A 17,607-nucleotide genomic window follows, 5' to 3' on the forward strand; every position below is an offset into this window, starting at 1 on the left:
CCCCAAGCGCGACTGGTACGCCCGCGGTGGCGCCGGGGCGACGGTCGGCGCCACCGCGGCGGCCATGGCGCTGTCGAGCGGGCCGTCGGTCTCGCCCGGTACGAGGCGCGGCCTGGCCAGGTGGTGGATGCGGCCGACCGGTTTGCCATTGAGCACGGCGACGATCTGTTCGGCCATCTTGAGGCCGGTGCGCTCACCGGTCGCCTGTTCGACCCAGCTCACCCGGTAGGGCAGCGGGATGTCGGGCGAAACGCCGTCATAGACGATGAGCGAGATGTCCCTCCCCGGGCGAAGCTGCAGGTCGCCCACCGCGCGCAGCGCACCGACGCCGGCAAGGTTGTTGTCGATCAGCACCGCCGTGGGGGGGGCGGGGCGCGCAAGCAGGGCATGCATCGCCTCGTAGCCGGCGAGCCGGCTGAGGCGGGCATCGGCGATCAGCGTGTCATCGCGCGCGATGCCCGCCGCCTCGAGCGCTGCGAGATAGCCGGCAAAGCGTTGCGCGGCGAAGTTGAAGCCCAATGGGGCGTGGATGATCGCGATGCGGCGGTGGCCCAGTCCGATCAGGCGTTCGACCGCCATGCGCGCACCGGCCTCGTTATCGAAGTCGAACCACGGGTAGGGTTTGTCGGTATGCGTGCGGCCGTAGGCGAGGAAGGGAAAACCGCGCTGCTGCAGCAGGGCGATGCGCGGATCATGGACCTGGGTCCAGCCCACGATGAAGGCGTCTACCCGGCGCGTGTCGATGATGCGCGCGTAGGTCTCGAGTTCGGTTTCGGGCCGGGTGGGAATGATGTTGAGGTCCATGTTGTGCTTGGCCAGGCCCTCGGTGAGTCCGGCCACCACCTCGCCGAAGCGGTGGTCGCCAAACTCGGTCGCATTGAACGGAAACACCATGCCGATTGTGTCGGTGCGACCCGTTGCCAGCCGCCGCGCCAACGGGTCCGGCTGGTAGCCCATCGACGCCGCCGCTTCCTTGACCCGCCGGCGGGTCGCCTCCGCCACGTCGGTGTAGCCGTTGAGGGCCCGACTGACGGTGGTCTGGGATAGCCCCAGGGATTCGGAAAGCGTCTTCAGATTGACTTTCATGTGGTCGCTCCACAGGACAGGTGCTGCCCTTGTTCCAAAGTGCTTTGGATTCTAGCATCACGGGCGGCTGATCATAGGGGAATTGAAATCTGTTGAAGAAAATTGTTTACATCCAAAGCGCTTCGGAATACGATTCAAACCGCTTTGGTGCTTATATTGCGATTAGCTGAATTGATGGGTGCCCATCAGGCCGGGTGATCCGGAGCCGACAGCGAAGACGAGGAGACGGACGTGGAGCGCAAGTGGTGGCATGACGCGGTGGTGTATCAGATCTATCCGCGTAGCTTTGCTGACGGTAATGGTGACGGCATCGGTGACCTGCCCGGCATCATCTCTCGGCTGGATTACCTGAAGCATCTGGGCGTGAGCGTAATTTGGCTGTCGCCGGTGTTCCGCTCGCCGATGGACGACAACGGATACGACATTTCCGACTACCAGGACATCGCGCCCGTGTTCGGCACCCTCGCCGACATGGACCGCCTGATCGCCGAGGCCGGCCAGCGCGGCATCCGTATCGTCATGGATCTGGTCGTCAATCACAGCTCGGACGAGCACCCGTGGTTCGTCGAGGCGCGGAGGTCGAAGGACAACCCTTATCGCGACTACTACATCTGGCGCCGGCCCGCTGCCGACGGTGGCGTGCCCGATGATCAGCGCTCGTACTTCGGCGGCTCGGCGTGGGAGTTCGATGCCGCCAGCGGCGAGTACTACTTCCATCAGTTCTCGCGCCGTCAGCCCGACCTCAACTGGGACAACCCGAAGGTGCAGGACGAAGTGCACCGCATGATGAACTGGTGGCTGGACCGCGGCATCGGCGGTTTCCGCATGGATGTCATCGACCTCATCGGCAAGGACGTCGACCGCAAGATCATGGCAAACGGCCCGCGCCTGCACACCCTGTTGCAGGAGATGAACGCGGCGACCTTCGGTAGTCGCGACGTGCTGACCGTGGGCGAGACCTGGAGCGCGACGCCCGAGAGCGCCAGGCTGTATTCGGACCCGGCCCGCCACGAGCTGTCGATGGTGTTCCAGTTCGAGCACGTCACGATCACCTTCGACCCCGCAGAGGGCAAGTGGAAGCCGCGCGCCTTCGACCTGGTCGCGTTCAAGTGTGTGATGGGTAAGTGGCAGACCGAGCTCGCCGACCAGGGCTGGAACTCGCTGTTCTGGTGCAATCACGACCTACCGCGTGCGGTGTCGAAGTACGGTGACGACGGCCGCTATCGCGTCGAGTCGGCGAAGATGCTCGCCACCGTGCTGCACTTCCTGAAGGGCACACCCTATGTCTATCAGGGCGAGGAGATCGGCATGACCAACGTGCGCTTCGACTCGATCGACGACTACCAGGACATCGAGACCCTGAACCTATATCGCGAGCGCACCGCTGCGGGCGTGGCGCACGACGCGATGATGAAGGGCATCTGGGCCAACGGACGCGACAACGCGCGCACGCCGATGCAATGGGACGCCACCGCGAACGCCGGCTTCAGCACCGCCAGGCCCTGGTTGAAGGTGAATCCCAACTATGCGCAGATCAACGTCGCCGCGGCGCTCGCCGACGAGGACTCGATCTTCCACCACTACCGCCGCCTGATCGCGCTGCGCAAGACGCGCCCGGTGATGGTGTACGGCGACTACCTCGACCTGCTGCCGGCACACCCGCAGGTGTACGCCTACGAGCGCCGTCTCGGCGACGCGCGCGTCGTGGTCGTCGCCAGCTTTGCCGCCGAGCCGCTGCGCGTCGAGCTGCCGGCGGCGATCGCCGGGCTCGAAGGCGAATGCCTGAGCGCCAACCACGGCATGCGCACACGCCTTGCCCCGGTGCTGGCGCTGGCTCCCTACGAAGCCTTCGCCATCGCCTGCACGGCCTGAACGACGCAGGCGCCGCCCCGGTGGGCGGCGACCCCGACCCCGACAAGAACCATGGAACCGACATGAGCAAGCACACCCCGATCGCAAAGACTCCGAGCCGCGCCTGGTGGAAGGAGGCGGTGGCCTACCAGATCTACCCGCGCAGCTTCATGGACTCGAACGGCGACGGCATCGGCGACCTCAACGGCATCACCGAGCGCCTCGACTACCTGAAGTGGCTGGGCATCGACGTGATCTGGATCTGCCCGATGTACAAGTCGCCCAACGACGACAACGGCTACGACATCAGCGACTACCAGGACATCATGGACGAGTTCGGCACCCTGGCCGACTTCGACCGCCTGCTCGCCGAGACGCATCGGCGCGGCATGAAGCTGATCCTCGATCTGGTGGTGAACCACACCAGCGACGAGCACGCCTGGTTCGTCGAGTCGCGCGCCTCGCGCGACAACCCCAAGCGCGACTGGTACGTGTGGCGCGATGGCAAGGACGGCCACGAGCCGAATAACTGGGAGAGCATCTTCAAGGGCTCGGCCTGGAAGCTCGACGACACCACCGGCCAGTATTTCCTGCACCTGTTCTCCACCCGCCAGCCCGACCTCAACTGGGAGAACCACGCGGTGCGCGGCGCCGTGTTCGACATGGTGCGCTGGTGGCTGGACAAGGGCATCGACGGCTTTCGCCTCGATGCGGTCAGCCACATGAAGAAGGTCGATGGCCTGCCCGACCTGCCCAACCCGGAAGGCCTGGACTACGTGCCGAGCCAGCCGATGCACATGAACGTCGACGGCGTGCTCGAGTACATGGACGACCTGTGCAAGAACACCTTCAGGCACTACGACGTGATGACGGTGGGCGAGGCCAACGGCGTGTCGCCCAGGCAGGCGGTGGACTGGGTCGGTGAGCAGCATCAGCGCCTGAACATGATCTTCCAGTTCGAGCACCTGGCGCTGTGGTCCGAGGCGCCGCGCGAGTCGCTCGACGTGGTTGCGCTGAAGAAGGTGTTCACGGCCTGGCAGGACAGCCTGCACGGCGTGGGCTGGAATGCGCTGTTCCTGGAGAACCACGACATTCCGCGCATCGTGTCGAAGTGGGGCGACCCGGCTCACCACTGGCACGCCAGCGTCACCGCGCTCGGCACGATGTACTTCCTGATGCAGGGCACGCCCTTCATCTACCAGGGCCAGGAGATCGGCATGACCAACACGGTGTTCGAGTCGGTGGACGACTTCAACGACGTGTGGGCGAAAAACCAGTTCGCGCTGCGCCGCGCGGCCGGTGACGACGAGGCCACCATCCTTGCCGACGTGTCGCTGACCGCACGCGATCACTCGCGCACGCCGATGCACTGGGACGCCAGCGCCAACGCCGGCTTCAGCAGCGCCACGCCGTGGCTGAAGGTCAATCCCAACTACCCGCAGATCAACGTCGCCGCGCAGCAGGGCGATCCCGATTCGGTACTCGGCTACTACCGCCGCCTGATCGCGCTGCGCAAGGCGGAGCCGACCCTGGTGTATGGCCGCTACGAGCTGCTGGGACCGGCCGATGCGCAGCTCTATGCCTACTCGCGCAGCGAGGGCGACGACCGCATCGTCGTCATTACCAACCTCAGCGGCCGCCCGGCGCGCTTTGCAGAACCCGGCTGCGTGCTGCGCCATGTCGGCCTGCTGCTCGCTAACCGGCCGGTGGCGGCCCATGCCGACACCGACACGATCGAACTCGAGCCCTACGAGGCGCGCGTCTACCGCACAGCCTGATCGCAACACCCCGTGGGCAGCCCGTGCTCGCCCAAGCCTGGTTCATCAATGGAGGAGACACAATCATGAGACTCAAGAAAATCGCCGCTGGCGCCCTGCTCAGCCTCGGTGCCGGCCTCGCCCAGGCCGACACCGTGAAGATGGAATGCGGTGCCGGCGCCACCGTGAAAAGCTTCTGCGACTACGTCAAGGCCCGCTTCGAAGCCGAGACACCGCACAAACTGCAGTTCATCGACCTGCCGCGTGCCTCCGACGAGAAGCTGTCGATGCTGCAGCAGATATTCGCCACCAAGGACAGCAAGGTGGTGGATGTGATGGCGATCGACGTCGTCTGGCCCGGTGTACTCGACCGCCACCTGCTCGACCTCACCGAGCACGTCAAGGATCTGGAGCCGGCCTTCTTTTCGTCGGTGTGGCAGAACAACATCGTCAATGGCCGGGTGAAGGGCGTCCCCAACTTCATCGATGCCGGCGTGCTGTACTACCGCAGCGACCTGCTCGAGAAGTACGGCGAGCAGCCGCCCACCACCTGGCAGGACATGGCGCGCATCGCCGCCGGGATCCAGGATGCCGAGCGCGCCGCGGGCAGCCGCAACCTGCACGGCTTCGTGTTCCAGGGCAAGGCCTACGAGGGCCTCACCTGCGACGCGCTGGAGTGGGTCGCCTCCTTTGACGGCGGCAGCTTCGTCGAGCCCGATGGCAGCATCTCGGCCAACAACCCGAAGGCGATCGAAGCCTTCAAGACCGCAGCGAGCTGGATCGACACCATTTCGCCCAAGGGCGTGCTGGCCTACCAGGAAGAGGAGGCGCGTGCGGTGTTCCAGAACGGCGACGCGGTGTTCATGCGCAACTGGCCCTACGCCTACCTGCTGAGCCAGGACGACGCCAGCCCGGTCAAGGGCAAGGTCAGCATGATGCCGCTGCCGCGCGGCGGCGAGGGTGGCCAGCACGCCGCCGCGCTGGGGGGCTGGCAGTGGGCGGTGAGTGCCTACACCCAGGTGCCCGAGGCCGCGATCGCGCTGGTGCGCATGCTTGCCGACTTCGAGAGCCAGCGCCAGAACTTCCTCCAGATGGGCGTCTCGCCGGCACGCCTCGACGTCTACGAGGACGCGGAAGTCCAGGCCAAGGGCCCGCACCTGACGCTCCTCAAGGAAGCCTTTGATGGCGCCGTCGCGCGTCCCTCGACGGTCACCCGCACCGAGTATCCGAAGGTCTCGAAGGCGATATGGAACGCCGCCTACGACACCCTGAGCGGGCGCGCCAGTGCGGAAGCCGCGCTGGCCGACCTCGAGGGCCGCCTGAAGCGCTTCAAGGGCCGCGAGTGGAAGTAAGCCGCTGCGCCAGCGTCGGCAGGGCAGGGGGCTTCGACGCCCGGCTCGCCGGCCGGGTTGCCGGAACGGCGAGCGACGCCTGAAACGACCAAAGGAGGAAGACCATGCACCCCAAGACCGAACTCGCGGCGGCCGCAGCGAGTCCATCCGCGCCACCGGCAGCGCGCGTCCGCAAGCGCGGCCTGCAGTCGCGCCGCGCCCGTGCCGCCTGGCTGCTGGTCGCACCGACGCTGGTGCTGCTGGCCGGGGTGGCCGGCTGGCCGCTGCTGCGCACGCTGCTCTACAGCTTCACCGACGCCCGCCTCGACACGCCCGACGAGTACGAATTGGTCGGTTTCGCCAATTACCTAGACTTCATCGACGGCGAGGCTTACGGCGTGCTGGCCGATCCGCTGTGGTGGCAGGCGATCTACAACACCCTTTGGTTCACCGTGATCTCGGTCAGCCTGGAGCTGTTGTTCGGCCTGCTGCTGGCGCTGCTGATGAACCAGAAGTTCCGCGGCCAGGGCCTGGTGAGGACCGCCATCCTGGTGCCGTGGGCGATCCCGACTATCGTTACCGCCAAGATGTTCAGCTGGATGTTCCACGACCAGTACGGAACGATCAACGACCTGCTGATGCGCATCGGCATGATCGATGCCCCGCTGGCCTGGATCGCCGAGCCGACGCTGTCGCTGTGGGCGGTTGTCATTGCCGACGTGTGGAAGACCATCCCTTTCATGGCTCTGATGCTGCTGGCTGCGCTGCAGATGGTGCCCTCCGACCTTTACGAGGCTGCCCGCGTCGATGGCGCCAGCGCCTGGCAGCGCTTCCGGCGCATTACGCTGCCGCTGATCTTCCCGGCCATGCTGGTGGCGCTGATCTTCCGCACCATGGACGCGCTGCGTGTCTTCGACCTGATCTACGTGCTGACCTCCAACAGCGAGGCGACGATATCGATCTCCGGTTATGCCCGTGAGCAGATGGTGGTGTACCAGGAGATGGGGGTCGGCTCGGCCGCCTCGGTGCTGGTATTCATGATGGTCGCGGGCGTGGCAGCAGTCTTCCTCTACATCGGCCGCATCGCCGAACCCAAGGAGAAGCAGGCATGAGGCTCACCCGCAAGCAAAGACAGGCGGCGCACCTGGCGTGGATCTATGCCGCGGCCGCCCTGGTCACGGTGGTAAGCGTGTTCCCTTTCTACAACGCGATCATCACCTCGCTACAGACCGGCCAGGACCTGTTCCTGCCGAGCTACCTGCCTACCAGCTTCCACTGGGAAAACTACGCGACGGCGCTGGTGCATAACGGGGTCGGCCGTAGTCTGGCGAACTCGGTGCTGGTGGCCACGGTGACGGTGGGCGGCTGCCTGCTGGTGTCGATCACCGGCGCCTTCGCCCTTGCCCGCATTCGCTTTCGCGGGCAGCGTGCGCTCCTGTTTACCATCCTGTGCGTGTCGATGTTTCCGCAGGTCGCGGTGCTGTCGGGGATGTTCGAGCTGGTGCGCTTCCTCGGCCTGTATGACTCGCTCGGCGCGCTGGTGGTGTCCTACACGACCTTCTCGCTGCCCTTCACGATCTGGGTGCTGACGACCTTCATGAAGAACATCCCGGTCGAACTCGAGGAGGCGGCGATCGTCGATGGCGCCAGCCTGTGGGTGATCATCACCAAGGTGTTCGCCCCGATCATGGGGCCGGCGCTGGTGACGACCGGCCTGCTCGCCTTCATCGGTGCCTGGAACGAGTTCATGTTCGCGCTCACCTTCGTGATCTCGGGCGAGAACCGCACTGTGCCGGTTGCGATCGCGCTGTTGCAGGGTGCCTCGCAGTACGAGCTGCCGTGGGGAAGCATCATGGCCGCCTCGGTGACGGTGACGCTGCCGATCATCGTCATGGTGCTGATCTTCCAGAAGCGCATCGTCAGCGGCCTGACCGCCGGCGCGGTGAAGGGCTGAGGGCCCGAACGACATTGGAATGCGGGCGGCGCGCGCCGTCCTGCAGGCGAGTTCCGGCGCGCCGTGAGCGACGCGCCATCGAAGGAGGACAGAGCATCATGGCTCAACTGACACTCAAGCAGATCAACAAGCGCTATGGCGACAACGCCGTGGTGGTGAAATCGCTGGACCTCGAAGTCAACAGCGGCGAATTCGTCGTCTTCGTCGGCCCCTCGGGCTGCGGCAAATCCACCCTGCTGCGTATGATCGCCGGCCTGGAGGACATCACCGGCGGCGGCATGTACATCGACGGCCGCTACGTCAATGACGACACTCCGGCCGAACGCGGTATCGGCATGGTGTTCCAGTCCTACGCCCTGTACCCGCACATGAGCGTGTACGAGAACATCGCCTTCGGCATGAAGCTGGCCAAGCTGCCGGCGGCCGAGATCGACAAGCGCGTGATGGACAGCGCCCGCATCCTGCAGCTCGAGCCGCTGCTGCAGCGCAAGCCCAAGGACTTGTCGGGCGGCCAGCGCCAGCGCGTGGCGATTGGCCGCGCGATCGCACGCGAGCCCAAGCTCTTCCTTTTCGACGAGCCGCTGTCCAACCTCGATGCCGCGCTGCGCGTGCAGATGCGCATGGAGATCGCCAGCCTACACCGCCGCCTGGGCTCGACCATCATCTACGTCACCCACGACCAGGTCGAGGCGATGACGCTGGCGCAGCGCATCGTCGTGCTCAATCGCGGCAACATCGAACAGGTCGGCACACCGCTCGAACTCTACGACCACCCGGCCAACACCTTCGTCGCGCAGTTCATCGGCTCGCCGAAGATGAACCTAATGCCTGCGACCCTGGCGCGTTGCGGCGCCGAGAGCGTGGTCAGGCTGTGGAACGGCAAGGAGCTTGCGCTGCCGATCGCCACCCCGGTGAGCACCGAAGGCAGCCCGGTCAGGCTTGGCATTCGCCCGGAGCACATCGAGTGGGGCGAGGTCTCGAGCGCCCCCAACCTGGCCGATGTGCTGTTCGTCGAGCACATGGGTAACGAGACCTACCACTACCTGGACAGCGGCGACATCGGCGAACCCTGGGTGGTGCGCGACCCGAGCCGCTCGGACGTAGCCGTCGGCCAGACCGTGGGCTATCGCATCCCGCCCGAGCACTGCCACCTGTTTGATGAGTCGGGCAAGGCCTTCGCCCGTCCGCCGCAGTCGGCCACGGCGATGAAGATTGGTGCAAACCAGGAGGCACCCGTGATCTTCGCGGAGCGCGCGGCAGCCAGAGTGACGCATTGATTCGCCGGCAGGCAGCGTCCCGACCACGCTCAGGCCTGCCGATCCCGAACTGAACCCGTCGCCGAGCTTCGCCTGGGCGGAGCCGGCACGTACCGGCAGACGCCTTGCGTCTGCGCCGGCGGGCGGCTTCGCGCCTTCGCCCGGCAACAAGCGCTTTCGGCTGCCTGTAGAACAAGCCGTCGGCATCGTCCTGCATGACCCCTCAATCACTGTTCTGTCGAGGAGACTTCAAATGATCAAGAAAACCACCATCGCGCTCGCGCTCACCATGGCCTTCTGTGGCACAGCCAGCGCCGCTGACAACGCGGCCGCGCGTCAGGTGCAGGCGCTCGAGGAGCGCATTGCCAAGCTCGAACAACTGCTGCAGGCGGTGAAGAGCGAAGCCCAACAGGCCGGCGAAGTCGCGCGCAAGGCTGACAGCACCGCCAGTGAGGCGAAGGCCGCCAGCACGACCCAGGCGGCGCTGACCGAGAAGGCGGCCGAAACCGCCGGCTCCTTTGAGTTCGGCGCCTATGCGCGCTCGGGCACCTTGTCGGGCAGCGATCAGTTCACCGTCGAGGGTGTCGGCCCCTACATCACGCCGGCGGCTCGCCTCGGCGGGGCAGTGGGCCGCCTCGGCCTTGAAAGCGACACCTACGTCGAGGCCAAGATGGCCAGGCGTTTCCAGACTGCCGACGGCACCACCGGCGTGTTCCACTTCATGCTCGCCGATGGCACCAACAGCAACAACGACTGGACCGCGGGCGAGAACGGCGTCAATGTACGCCACGTCTTCGCCGAACTCGGCAACCTTGCCGCGTTCAAGGGCACGGCCTTCGAGGGCGCGACCCTGTGGGCAGGCAAGCGCTTCGACAAGAAGAACTTCGACATCCACTTCCTCGACAGCGACGTGGTGTTCCTGGCCGGTACCGGCGCGGGCTTTTACGATGCCCAGGTGACGCCGGACTGGAAGACGAGCTTCTCGGTGTATGGTCGCGACTTCGTGGTGGACGACCAGACCACGAACGGCGTCGATGTGCGTGGCAAGAGCTACATCGCCACCAGCAACAACTACATCGGCGACTGGCAGGTCATGCTCAGTGGCATGCGGGCCAAGCAGAACGATGTGCGCTACCCCGAGCGCGCCACGACGGGCTACCACGGCCTGCTCGCCTACCATGCGCCGAGCTTCTACGGCGTCGCCAATGGCTTCTCGAAGACCGGCGTGCTGTATGGCAACGGCCTCGGTGCACAGGTCAAGGTTCTCGGCGGTCAGGGTAGCCTGCTCGACGATGCCGAAGCGGTGCGGGTGTTCACGATGGGCGTGACCGACCTCAACGCAAACTGGAAGATCGCACCGGCGCTGATGGCCGAGGTCAGCAAGGACCGCTTCAACAAGGGTGACGACTACAAGTGGGCGACCGCGAACGTCCGCCTGGTCAACTCGATCAACCAGAACTTCGCCATGACCTACGAGGGCAGCGTTCAGTACATGGACCTGGACAGCACCTTCTCGTCGGCTAGCGGCAACTTCTACAAACTCACCGTGGCGCCGACCTTCAAGCTCGACACCGGGGGTGGCTTCTTCGCCCGTCCGGAACTGCGCCTGTTCGCCTCCTACCTGGCGTGGGACAAGGACCTGAACGGCTTCAGCTACGACGGTGCTCAGGATCCGAGCGGTGGCTTCGGCAACACCCGCTTCAACGACGACAGTAAGTGGCTGCTCGGCGCACAGATGGAGGTTTGGTTCTGAACATGCGTCGAACGGGGGCGCACACGCTGCCCTGCTGATGGCAGCGGCCAAGGCGTGGAGTGCGCCCTGGCCGCGTATGCACTTCCTGCCTGACCGAGATCATGAGACTCCCTTCCCTAAGCCTGCGCGCACTGATTACCGGCTTCGCCTCCATGGGTGTGGTCGGCAGCGTGCTGATGACCCGCCAGCCCGAGTTCCAGTCCCTGTGGTCGCTCGATGCGGCGGAGTGGGGCTGGGTGCTGTTCGCCGTTGGTTTCGGCGGGGTGATGTCCTTCCCGATTAACCGCTGGTTCCTGGCGCGCATCGGCAGCCGCGCGATGATCGGTCGTTTCGGCATTGCCGGCGGCCTGTTGATGGCGCTGATTCCCTGGCTGCCGGGTCTGCATGGGCTGCTCGCCGGCATGTTCCTGCAGGGCATGGTCTACAACGGCGTGAGCGTCGCGGTGAACCAGCAGGCCGCCGAATGGGAGCTGCGCCAGAAGACGCGCATGATGGGCCGGCTGCATGCCACCTTTTACGTTGGCAGCATGCTGTCCGCCTTCGTCAGCGGCGCGCTTGCCGCCAGCGGTCTGCCGCTGTGGATGCACATGACGGCGGTCGGTGTGCTCGCCGCGATCCTGCATGTGTGGGTGGGACGCCGTTTGCCCGCCGAAACCCCGGGTGCTGAGAACCCCTCCAGCACACCGATCCCAGCGGGCGCTTGGCAGGGGCTGGCGGTGCTTGCCGGCTGCCACGGCATCGTCGAGAGCGGCATCATGGGCTGGTCGGCGATCTACCTGCATCAGGGTCTGCAGGCCAGCGAGAGTGTGGCCGGCATGGCGCTGGCGGTATTCGCCGGGACGATGGCCGTTGGCCGCTTCCTCACCGATGCCGTGGTCACCCGCTTCGGTCCGGTAGTGGTGATCGGCGCCGGCTCGCTGCTGTGCGGGCTGGGCTTGGCGCTGGCCGTGATTGGCGCGACAACAGGCACCATGTTCGCCGGCCTGGCAGCCTGCGGGCTGGGCTTGGCGGCGGTTGCGCCGGTGTTCTTTTCGGCCGCGGGCCGCCTGGGCGGGCAGACGTTGGCACTGATCGCCAGCTTCAATGCCATTGGCGGCTTGATCGGCCCGCCGGTGCTCGGTCAGGTGGCCAAGATGTGGTCGCTGGCGACCGTGTTCGGCGTGCTGGCGGTGATGTGCGTGGTGATGGCCTGGAATGCGCGCGTGCTGCGTGAACGCGTCGCCGAGGGCCCCCCGCTGCCGGCGTCTGCGCCGACGACTTCCACTTAGCCACGCATCATCGCCGACATCGTGCACGCGCGCCCGACAGCCGTCACGATGTCGTCGTCGAACAACTTGGGAAGCCTGGCGAGCCGGGCGCGGACCATGGCGCGGAACGCGGGGCCGAGGCGTTCGAGTCGGCCGAGGGTCATCAGGGCGTCGATGCGGCGCATATCGATACGGACGAAGCTTGGGGCAATCATGTCGATCTCCTGGAAAGACCTGGTTGAGGTCAAAGCGCTTTTGGCGCCGTCAGGCAGATCCTATGCGCACTGCTGCGGCGCAGCAAATGAGTATTTGTTTTCGTGATATCAGCAGGGGTAATTCCGAGGGAGATCCCACATGAATGACAATCCGGCCCAGACCGCGGGCGTGCTGTTCGAGGCCGTGCAGCAGGCGCGGATCTTTCCTGACTCCAAGACCTTCCCTGACTGCCGTGCCAGAGCCGATGCCAAAGGCATCGATGATGCGTTCGTGCGCATGCTTCGCGACTTCGTCGCGGAACACTTCGAGCTGCCGGCGGAGCGTTCGGCGGTCGAGCTGGTGGCGGCCGATTCGCTCGCGGCCCACATCGACCGCCTGTGGGCGGAGCTCGAACGGGCGCCCGATCCGGCGCTGCCGGGCAGCAGCGCGATCGCGCTCGCCCACCCGTACGTGGTGCCCGGCGGCCGCTTCCGCGAGATCTACTACTGGGACAGCTATTTCACCGCCGAAGGGCTTGCGGTGTCGGGCCGGCTGGATCTGGTGGAAGGCATGATCCGCAACTTCGCCGACCTCATCGACCGCTACGGCTACGTGCCCAACGGCACGCGGCTGTATTATCTCGGGCGATCGCAGCCGCCGATGTTCTGCGCCATGCTGCAGTTGCTCGAACGCTACCGCGGCTTCGCGGCGGTACGCGCCTTCCTGCCGCAGCTGCTGCGCGAGTACGCCTTCTGGATGGATGCGGGGATGGCCGCACCGTCTGCCGCGAGTTGGCCGCGCGCGGTGGCGCGCGTGGTGGAGGTCGCGCCCGGCGCCGTGCTCAACCGTTACTGGGACGCCAACGACATGCCGCGGCCGGAATCCTTTGGCGAGGACCTGCACACCTGCGCGCAGGCCGCCGAAGGTCGGCGCGGCAGCCTCTTCCGCGACATCCGCGCCGGCGCCGAATCGGGCTGGGACTTCAGCAGCCGCTGGTTCGCCCCGGGCGGTTGCATCGAATCGATCCGCTGCACCGAGTTGCTGCCGGTCGATCTCAACGCGTTGCTATGGCAGATCGAGCAGCAGCTCGCGCGCTGGCTCGCGCAGGCGGGTGACCCGCGTGCGGTCGCCTTCGCCGCCGCCGCCGAGCGGCGCCGGGCGCTACTGCAGGCCCACTGCTGGGACGAACGGGCTGGATGGTTTTTCGATATACATTGGCCCAGCGACCACCCTACCGAGGCATGGACGCTCGCTGGCGCCTTTCCGTTGTATTGCGGCATGGTCGATGAGGCCCGGGGTGCACGCATGGCCGAGGTGATCGAGGCGCGCTTCCTGCGTCCGGGTGGTGTCGTCACCACTCTGGTGCGCTCGGGCGAGCAGTGGGACGCGCCCAACGGCTGGGCGCCGCTGCAGTGGGTGGTGGTGCAGGGACTCCGCCGCTACGGCCATGACCGCCTCGCGGACGAGATTGCAGGCCGCTTCGTCGCCCTAGTCGAGCGTGTCTGGCGTGAGACTGGAAAGATGATGGAGAAGTACGACGTGTGTGACATGGCGCGCGAGGCGGGCGGTGGTGAATACCCGGTACAGGATGGCTTTGGCTGGACCAACGGGGTGGTGCGTGCCTTCCTTGCGCAGAAGGCGAGGTGATCACCATGAAGACGGAAAAGCAGAAGATGCTCGCGGGCGAGTACTTCGACCCGCTCGACCCCGAGCTTTGCGCCGACCGCAGCCGGGCCCGCCGCGTGACGCGGGCGCTCAATGCCAGTGGCGACAAGGATGTCGAGGTTCGTGCGCGCCTGCTCGCCGAACTGCTGCCGCGGGCGGCTGGGCGGGTGTGGATCGAGCCGCCGTTCTATTGCGACTACGGCAACAACATCGAAACCGGCGAGCGCGTCTTCTTTAACTTCGACTGTGTGGTGCTCGATGTCGGCCTGGTTCGCATCGGTGCACGAGTGATGCTTGGCCCCGGCGTCCACATCTACACCGTCGTTCACCCGCTCGATGCGACCGAACGTGCAGCCGGTCTTGAGCAGGGCCGGCCCGTGACGATCGGCGAAGACGTCTGGGTCGGCGGCGCGAGCGTCATCTGCCCTGGGGTGAGCATCGGCAGACGCAGTGTAATCGGCGCCGGCAGTGTGGTGACTCGGGACGTGCCGGCGGGTGTGTTCGCGGCCGGTAATCCATGTCGGGTGATTCGGGCCCTTGAGCTGGACGTTGGCAGCCGCTGTGGCGCGGCGCACGGCGAGCGCAGTGGTGAGCAGACCAACTCGCGCAACGGCTACCGCGACCGCGGCTAGGACACGCGCTCCGGCACGATTGCGCTACGCATCTCAATGCTGCGTGTGAGCAGATACTTTCCGCTCGTCCTGGCGCAGCGCCGTACGACCGCGAAGGCGATCGCGACGGTGATCTGGGAAGCCTACGTACGAGGCATGCCGACGCGCTCGGTGATGACCTGGTGCGGGCCATGGGAATGAATGGCATCTCCAGGAGCTAGGTCTCGCGCCTTTGCGCCGAGATCAACGAGTGGGTGCTGCAACGGCTCTGCATGACGCTGGAAATGCTCGCCGAAGTTGGTGGCAGTCCCAACGTCAGCCTGCAGCGGTCGCAGCCTGATACGCGCTCCTGCCAAACCGGAGACGATGACCCGCCGACCGATCCCGCGTCCTGCTGCTAGGCTAACGGAACTCGCTCGAAGACGTTTTCGTCGGTGAGCTTCACAGCGCTGCGCTTCAGCTTGTCGAGATGGTCCGCACATTCCTGCATCATCGTCCGCCGCTCGGGTGATGCTGACGTGGTGCCGGGTCGTTACCGGCTGGAGCACATCCCGCGTTTCGATGTCGCATGAGCGGTCGCGCACGCAGAGGCCATCCCCGACGCCATAGCGGAAGACGCGGCCGATCGTCTGATACGTCCTCTCGACGATGTCGTGGGCGCCGCGCCCGTCGATACGCTTGATGACCGTGAGCACGTCGGGGGAGGTTATCTGCCGATTGGCTGCGCGCCGATGAAGGGGAATACATCGCCTTCCAACCGTCGCAGCAGGTTCTCCGCCGTGTTCGTCTTGATAACGGTAACTTGCTTGCTGAACTACTGGCGGGCTACCGCCTCATGCTTCGAGGCCTTGCGGTGCTCGCTCGGGTCGATCCCGGCGGCGACCAGCTTGCGTGCATCTTCTCGCATCTCCCTGGCCTGCTCGAGCGCGACGTCCGGATACACGTCCATGTTCAGCGTTTTGCGCTTGCGTGCGAGGAGGTAATCGAAGCACCACCACTTCGCGCCGGAGGGCCGGACGAGGAGATAGAGCCCATCGCCGTTGTTCCTCTTCACCGGCTTGTCGGCGGGCTTGGTGTTGAGGATCGCTGTGTCTGAGAGAGCCATGACGGAAATTCGATGGCGGCAGGTGCTGTGTTACCGTCAAAGCTACTGGGAATCAAGCTGCAAACATGGATGCCGAGAGACGTTATGTGCGCCTAAGGGCTTGATGTTGCCTACATTTGTGGCCAACTGTAGCCTTCGAAAGACGTTCACGTGGTGCCCGGAGCGGGGATCGAACCCGCACGCCATGAGGCGAGGGATTTTAAGTCCCTTGTGTCTACCAGTTTCACCATCCGGGCGTTGTCGCGTCAGCGGCCCTGTTCGGGCAGCACGATGTTGACCTCAAGCACCTCGTAGTTGTCCTGCTTCTCGAGCTGCACCTTGATGTCGTCGGGGTTCACCGCGACGTACTTGGAGATGACCTCGATGAGCTCACGCTGGAGCGCAGGGAGGAAATCGGCCGTGGCACTGCCGCCGGCGCGCTCGTGGGCGATCAGCAGTGACAGGCGGTTCTTCGCGATCTCCGCGGTCTTCTTCTTTTCGCCGAAGAGGCGGGCGAGGAAGGACATGTCACTTGCCTCCGAACAGACGCTTGATGAGGCCCGGCTTCTCGTAATTGACGAAGCGCAGCGGACGGTCTTCGCCCAGGAAGCGGCCGACCACGTCGGAATAAGCCTCGGCCACGTCCGTACCCTTGAGATGGATGGCGGGGGTGCCCTGGTTGGAAGCGTGCAGCACCGACTCGGACTCGGGGATGACGCCGATGAGCTGGACCCGCAGCAGTTCCTGAACGTCCTTGTAGGAAAGCATCTCACCGTCATCGACACGCTTGGGCGAGTAGCGGGTGATGAGCAGGTGCTCCTTCACGGGCTCGCCGCCTTCGCGTGCGCGCTTGGACTTGGACTGTAGGATGCCGAGGATGCGGTCCGAGTCGCGCACTGAGGAAACCTCGGGATTGGTGGTCACGATGGCCTCGTCGGCGAAGGTCAGCGCCATCACGGCGCCGCGCTCGATGCCGGCCGGGGAGTCGCACACCACGTATTCGAAGCCCATGTGCTCGAGGTCCTGCAGCACCTTCTCGACCCCTTCCTCGGTCAGCGCATCCTTGTCACGGGTCTGCGAGGCGGGGAGGACGAAGAGGTTCTCGCAGTGCTTGTCCTTGATCAACGCCTGGTTCAGGCGCGCTTCGCCATTGACGACGTTGACGAGGTCGTACACCACCCGCCGCTCGCAACCCATGATGAGGTCGAGGTTGCGCAGGCCGACGTCGAAGTCGATCACTGCGGTCTTGTAGCCGCGCAGGGCGAGGCCGGATGCGAAGGCTGCGCTGGTGGTGGTTTTGCCCACACCGCCCTTGCCTGAGGTTACGACGATGACTCTCACGCTATCCCCTTGGTCTGATGCAATGCGCTGGCTCAGCCGAGCTGCAGCGCGTCGATGTTGAGTTGATGGTCGCTGCCCGTCAGTCGCACCATGGCCGGACGGCCTGCGATGGATTCGGGAATGCCGCGTTCGAACGTACGGAAAACGCCAGAGATCGAGACGAGCTCCGGCCCGAAATTGCTGGACATGATGCGAGCCGAGTGGTCGCCCTGGGCGCCCGCGATGGCGCGCCCGCGCAAGGGGCCGTAACAGTGGATGCTGCCATCGGCGATGACCTCGGCGCCCGGGCTCACGCCCCCGAGCAGGACCAGGTCGGCGCCGCGTGCATAGACCTGCTGGCCCGAGCGCAGCGGCCGGTCGACAAACAATGTCGGCGCGGGGCTGGGCGACGCAGCCGGCTGAGCAGCGGGCTGGGAGGCAGGCGCTGCCGCAGGCTCGGGCTGGCGCGCCGGCTCTGCGGCCGGCCGCTCCGGAAG

15 protein-coding genes, 1 tRNA gene and 3 pseudogenes are annotated in these 17,607 nt (G+C 65.6%); 11 read left to right on the forward strand and 8 right to left on the reverse strand.

Annotation, left to right across the window (positions count from 1 at the left end; genetic code table 11):
- A partial coding sequence (locus B447_RS20010) for a substrate-binding domain-containing protein (protein WP_002945068.1) occupies window positions 1-1,086 on the reverse strand: 1,086 nt, incomplete at its 3' end.
- A 231-nt stretch (window positions 1,087-1,317) separates the two neighbouring features.
- On the opposite strand from B447_RS20010, the gene B447_RS20015 reads away from it, so the two are divergent.
- The 8 genes from B447_RS20015 (at window position 1,318) to B447_RS20050 (ending at window position 12,256) form a co-directional block, all read left to right on the forward strand.
- On the forward strand, window positions 1,318-2,958 hold the full coding sequence (locus tag B447_RS20015) for a glycoside hydrolase family 13 protein (RefSeq protein ID WP_002945070.1): 1,641 nt from the start codon (window positions 1,318-1,320) through the stop codon (window positions 2,956-2,958).
- A 62-nt stretch (window positions 2,959-3,020) separates the two neighbouring features.
- Window positions 3,021-4,715, forward strand: a complete 1,695-nt coding sequence (locus B447_RS20020; protein ID WP_083491504.1) for a glycoside hydrolase family 13 protein — start codon at window positions 3,021-3,023, stop codon at window positions 4,713-4,715.
- Window positions 4,716-4,780: 65 nt separating this feature from the next.
- Window positions 4,781-6,046: an ABC transporter substrate-binding protein gene (locus B447_RS20025; protein ID WP_002945072.1), complete on the forward strand. Its 1,266-nt coding sequence runs from the start codon at window positions 4,781-4,783 to the stop codon at window positions 6,044-6,046.
- A 104-nt stretch (window positions 6,047-6,150) separates the two neighbouring features.
- Window positions 6,151-7,137: a carbohydrate ABC transporter permease gene (locus tag B447_RS20030; protein ID WP_002945073.1), complete on the forward strand. Its 987-nt coding sequence runs from the start codon at window positions 6,151-6,153 to the stop codon at window positions 7,135-7,137.
- Complete coding sequence (locus tag B447_RS20035) at window positions 7,134-7,979, forward strand: carbohydrate ABC transporter permease (protein WP_002945074.1); 846 nt, start codon at window positions 7,134-7,136, stop codon at window positions 7,977-7,979. The genes B447_RS20030 and B447_RS20035 overlap by 4 nt, the downstream gene beginning before the upstream one ends.
- A gap of 98 nt (window positions 7,980-8,077) precedes the next feature.
- On the forward strand, window positions 8,078-9,256 hold the full coding sequence (locus B447_RS20040) for an ABC transporter ATP-binding protein (RefSeq protein ID WP_002945075.1): 1,179 nt from the start codon (window positions 8,078-8,080) through the stop codon (window positions 9,254-9,256).
- A gap of 232 nt (window positions 9,257-9,488) precedes the next feature.
- On the forward strand, window positions 9,489-10,988 hold the full coding sequence (locus B447_RS20045) for a carbohydrate porin (protein ID WP_002945077.1): 1,500 nt from the start codon (window positions 9,489-9,491) through the stop codon (window positions 10,986-10,988).
- Between the two features lie 101 nt (window positions 10,989-11,089).
- On the forward strand, window positions 11,090-12,256 hold the full coding sequence (locus B447_RS20050) for an MFS transporter (protein ID WP_157384733.1): 1,167 nt from the start codon (window positions 11,090-11,092) through the stop codon (window positions 12,254-12,256).
- Here B447_RS20050 and B447_RS20055 read toward each other — a convergent pair.
- On the reverse strand, window positions 12,253-12,450 hold the full coding sequence (locus B447_RS20055; RefSeq protein ID WP_002945082.1) for a hypothetical protein: 198 nt from the start codon (window positions 12,448-12,450) through the stop codon (window positions 12,253-12,255). The two genes, B447_RS20050 and B447_RS20055, sit on opposite strands and share 4 nt — an antisense overlap.
- A 139-nt stretch (window positions 12,451-12,589) precedes the next feature.
- Here B447_RS20055 and treF point away from each other — a divergent pair, with 139 nt between their 5' ends.
- The 3 genes and pseudogenes from treF to B447_RS22925 form a co-directional block, all read left to right on the forward strand.
- A complete protein-coding gene (treF, locus tag B447_RS20060; protein WP_002945094.1) occupies window positions 12,590-14,077 on the forward strand; it encodes an alpha,alpha-trehalase TreF in 1,488 nt (495 codons plus the stop codon).
- Between the two features lie 26 nt (window positions 14,078-14,103).
- Window positions 14,104-14,565 (forward strand): annotated as a pseudogene (locus B447_RS20065) (sugar O-acetyltransferase); the annotation flags it as partial.
- Window positions 14,566-14,625: 60 nt separating this feature from the next.
- A pseudogene (locus tag B447_RS22925) lies at window positions 14,626-14,924 on the forward strand (transposase); the annotation flags it as partial.
- Window positions 14,925-15,278: 354 nt separating this feature from the next.
- Here B447_RS22925 and B447_RS23065 read toward each other — a convergent pair.
- From B447_RS23065 to minC, 6 genes and pseudogenes are all read right to left on the reverse strand, one after another.
- Window positions 15,279-15,491, reverse strand: a pseudogene (locus B447_RS23065) (phage integrase central domain-containing protein); the annotation flags it as partial.
- Window positions 15,492-15,520: 29 nt separating this feature from the next.
- On the reverse strand, window positions 15,521-15,811 hold the full coding sequence (locus B447_RS21950) for an Arm DNA-binding domain-containing protein (RefSeq protein WP_002945098.1): 291 nt from the start codon (window positions 15,809-15,811) through the stop codon (window positions 15,521-15,523).
- Window positions 15,812-15,962: 151 nt separating this feature from the next.
- A tRNA-Leu gene (locus tag B447_RS20075) sits at window positions 15,963-16,047 on the reverse strand.
- A gap of 9 nt (window positions 16,048-16,056) precedes the next feature.
- On the reverse strand, window positions 16,057-16,317 hold the full coding sequence (gene minE, locus B447_RS20080) for a cell division topological specificity factor MinE (protein ID WP_002927916.1): 261 nt from the start codon (window positions 16,315-16,317) through the stop codon (window positions 16,057-16,059).
- A gap of 1 nt (window position 16,318) precedes the next feature.
- Window positions 16,319-17,131, reverse strand: coding sequence for a septum site-determining protein MinD (gene minD, locus B447_RS20085; RefSeq protein WP_083491503.1), 813 nt, complete (start codon window positions 17,129-17,131; stop codon window positions 16,319-16,321).
- A gap of 32 nt (window positions 17,132-17,163) precedes the next feature.
- Window positions 17,164-17,607 (reverse strand): septum site-determining protein MinC (minC, locus tag B447_RS20090; RefSeq protein ID WP_002945102.1); only part of this gene is annotated, 444 nt, incomplete at its 5' end.

This window comes from Thauera sp. 27 (assembly GCF_000310125.2).
Lineage (GTDB): Bacteria > Pseudomonadota > Gammaproteobacteria > Burkholderiales > Rhodocyclaceae > Thauera > Thauera mechernichensis.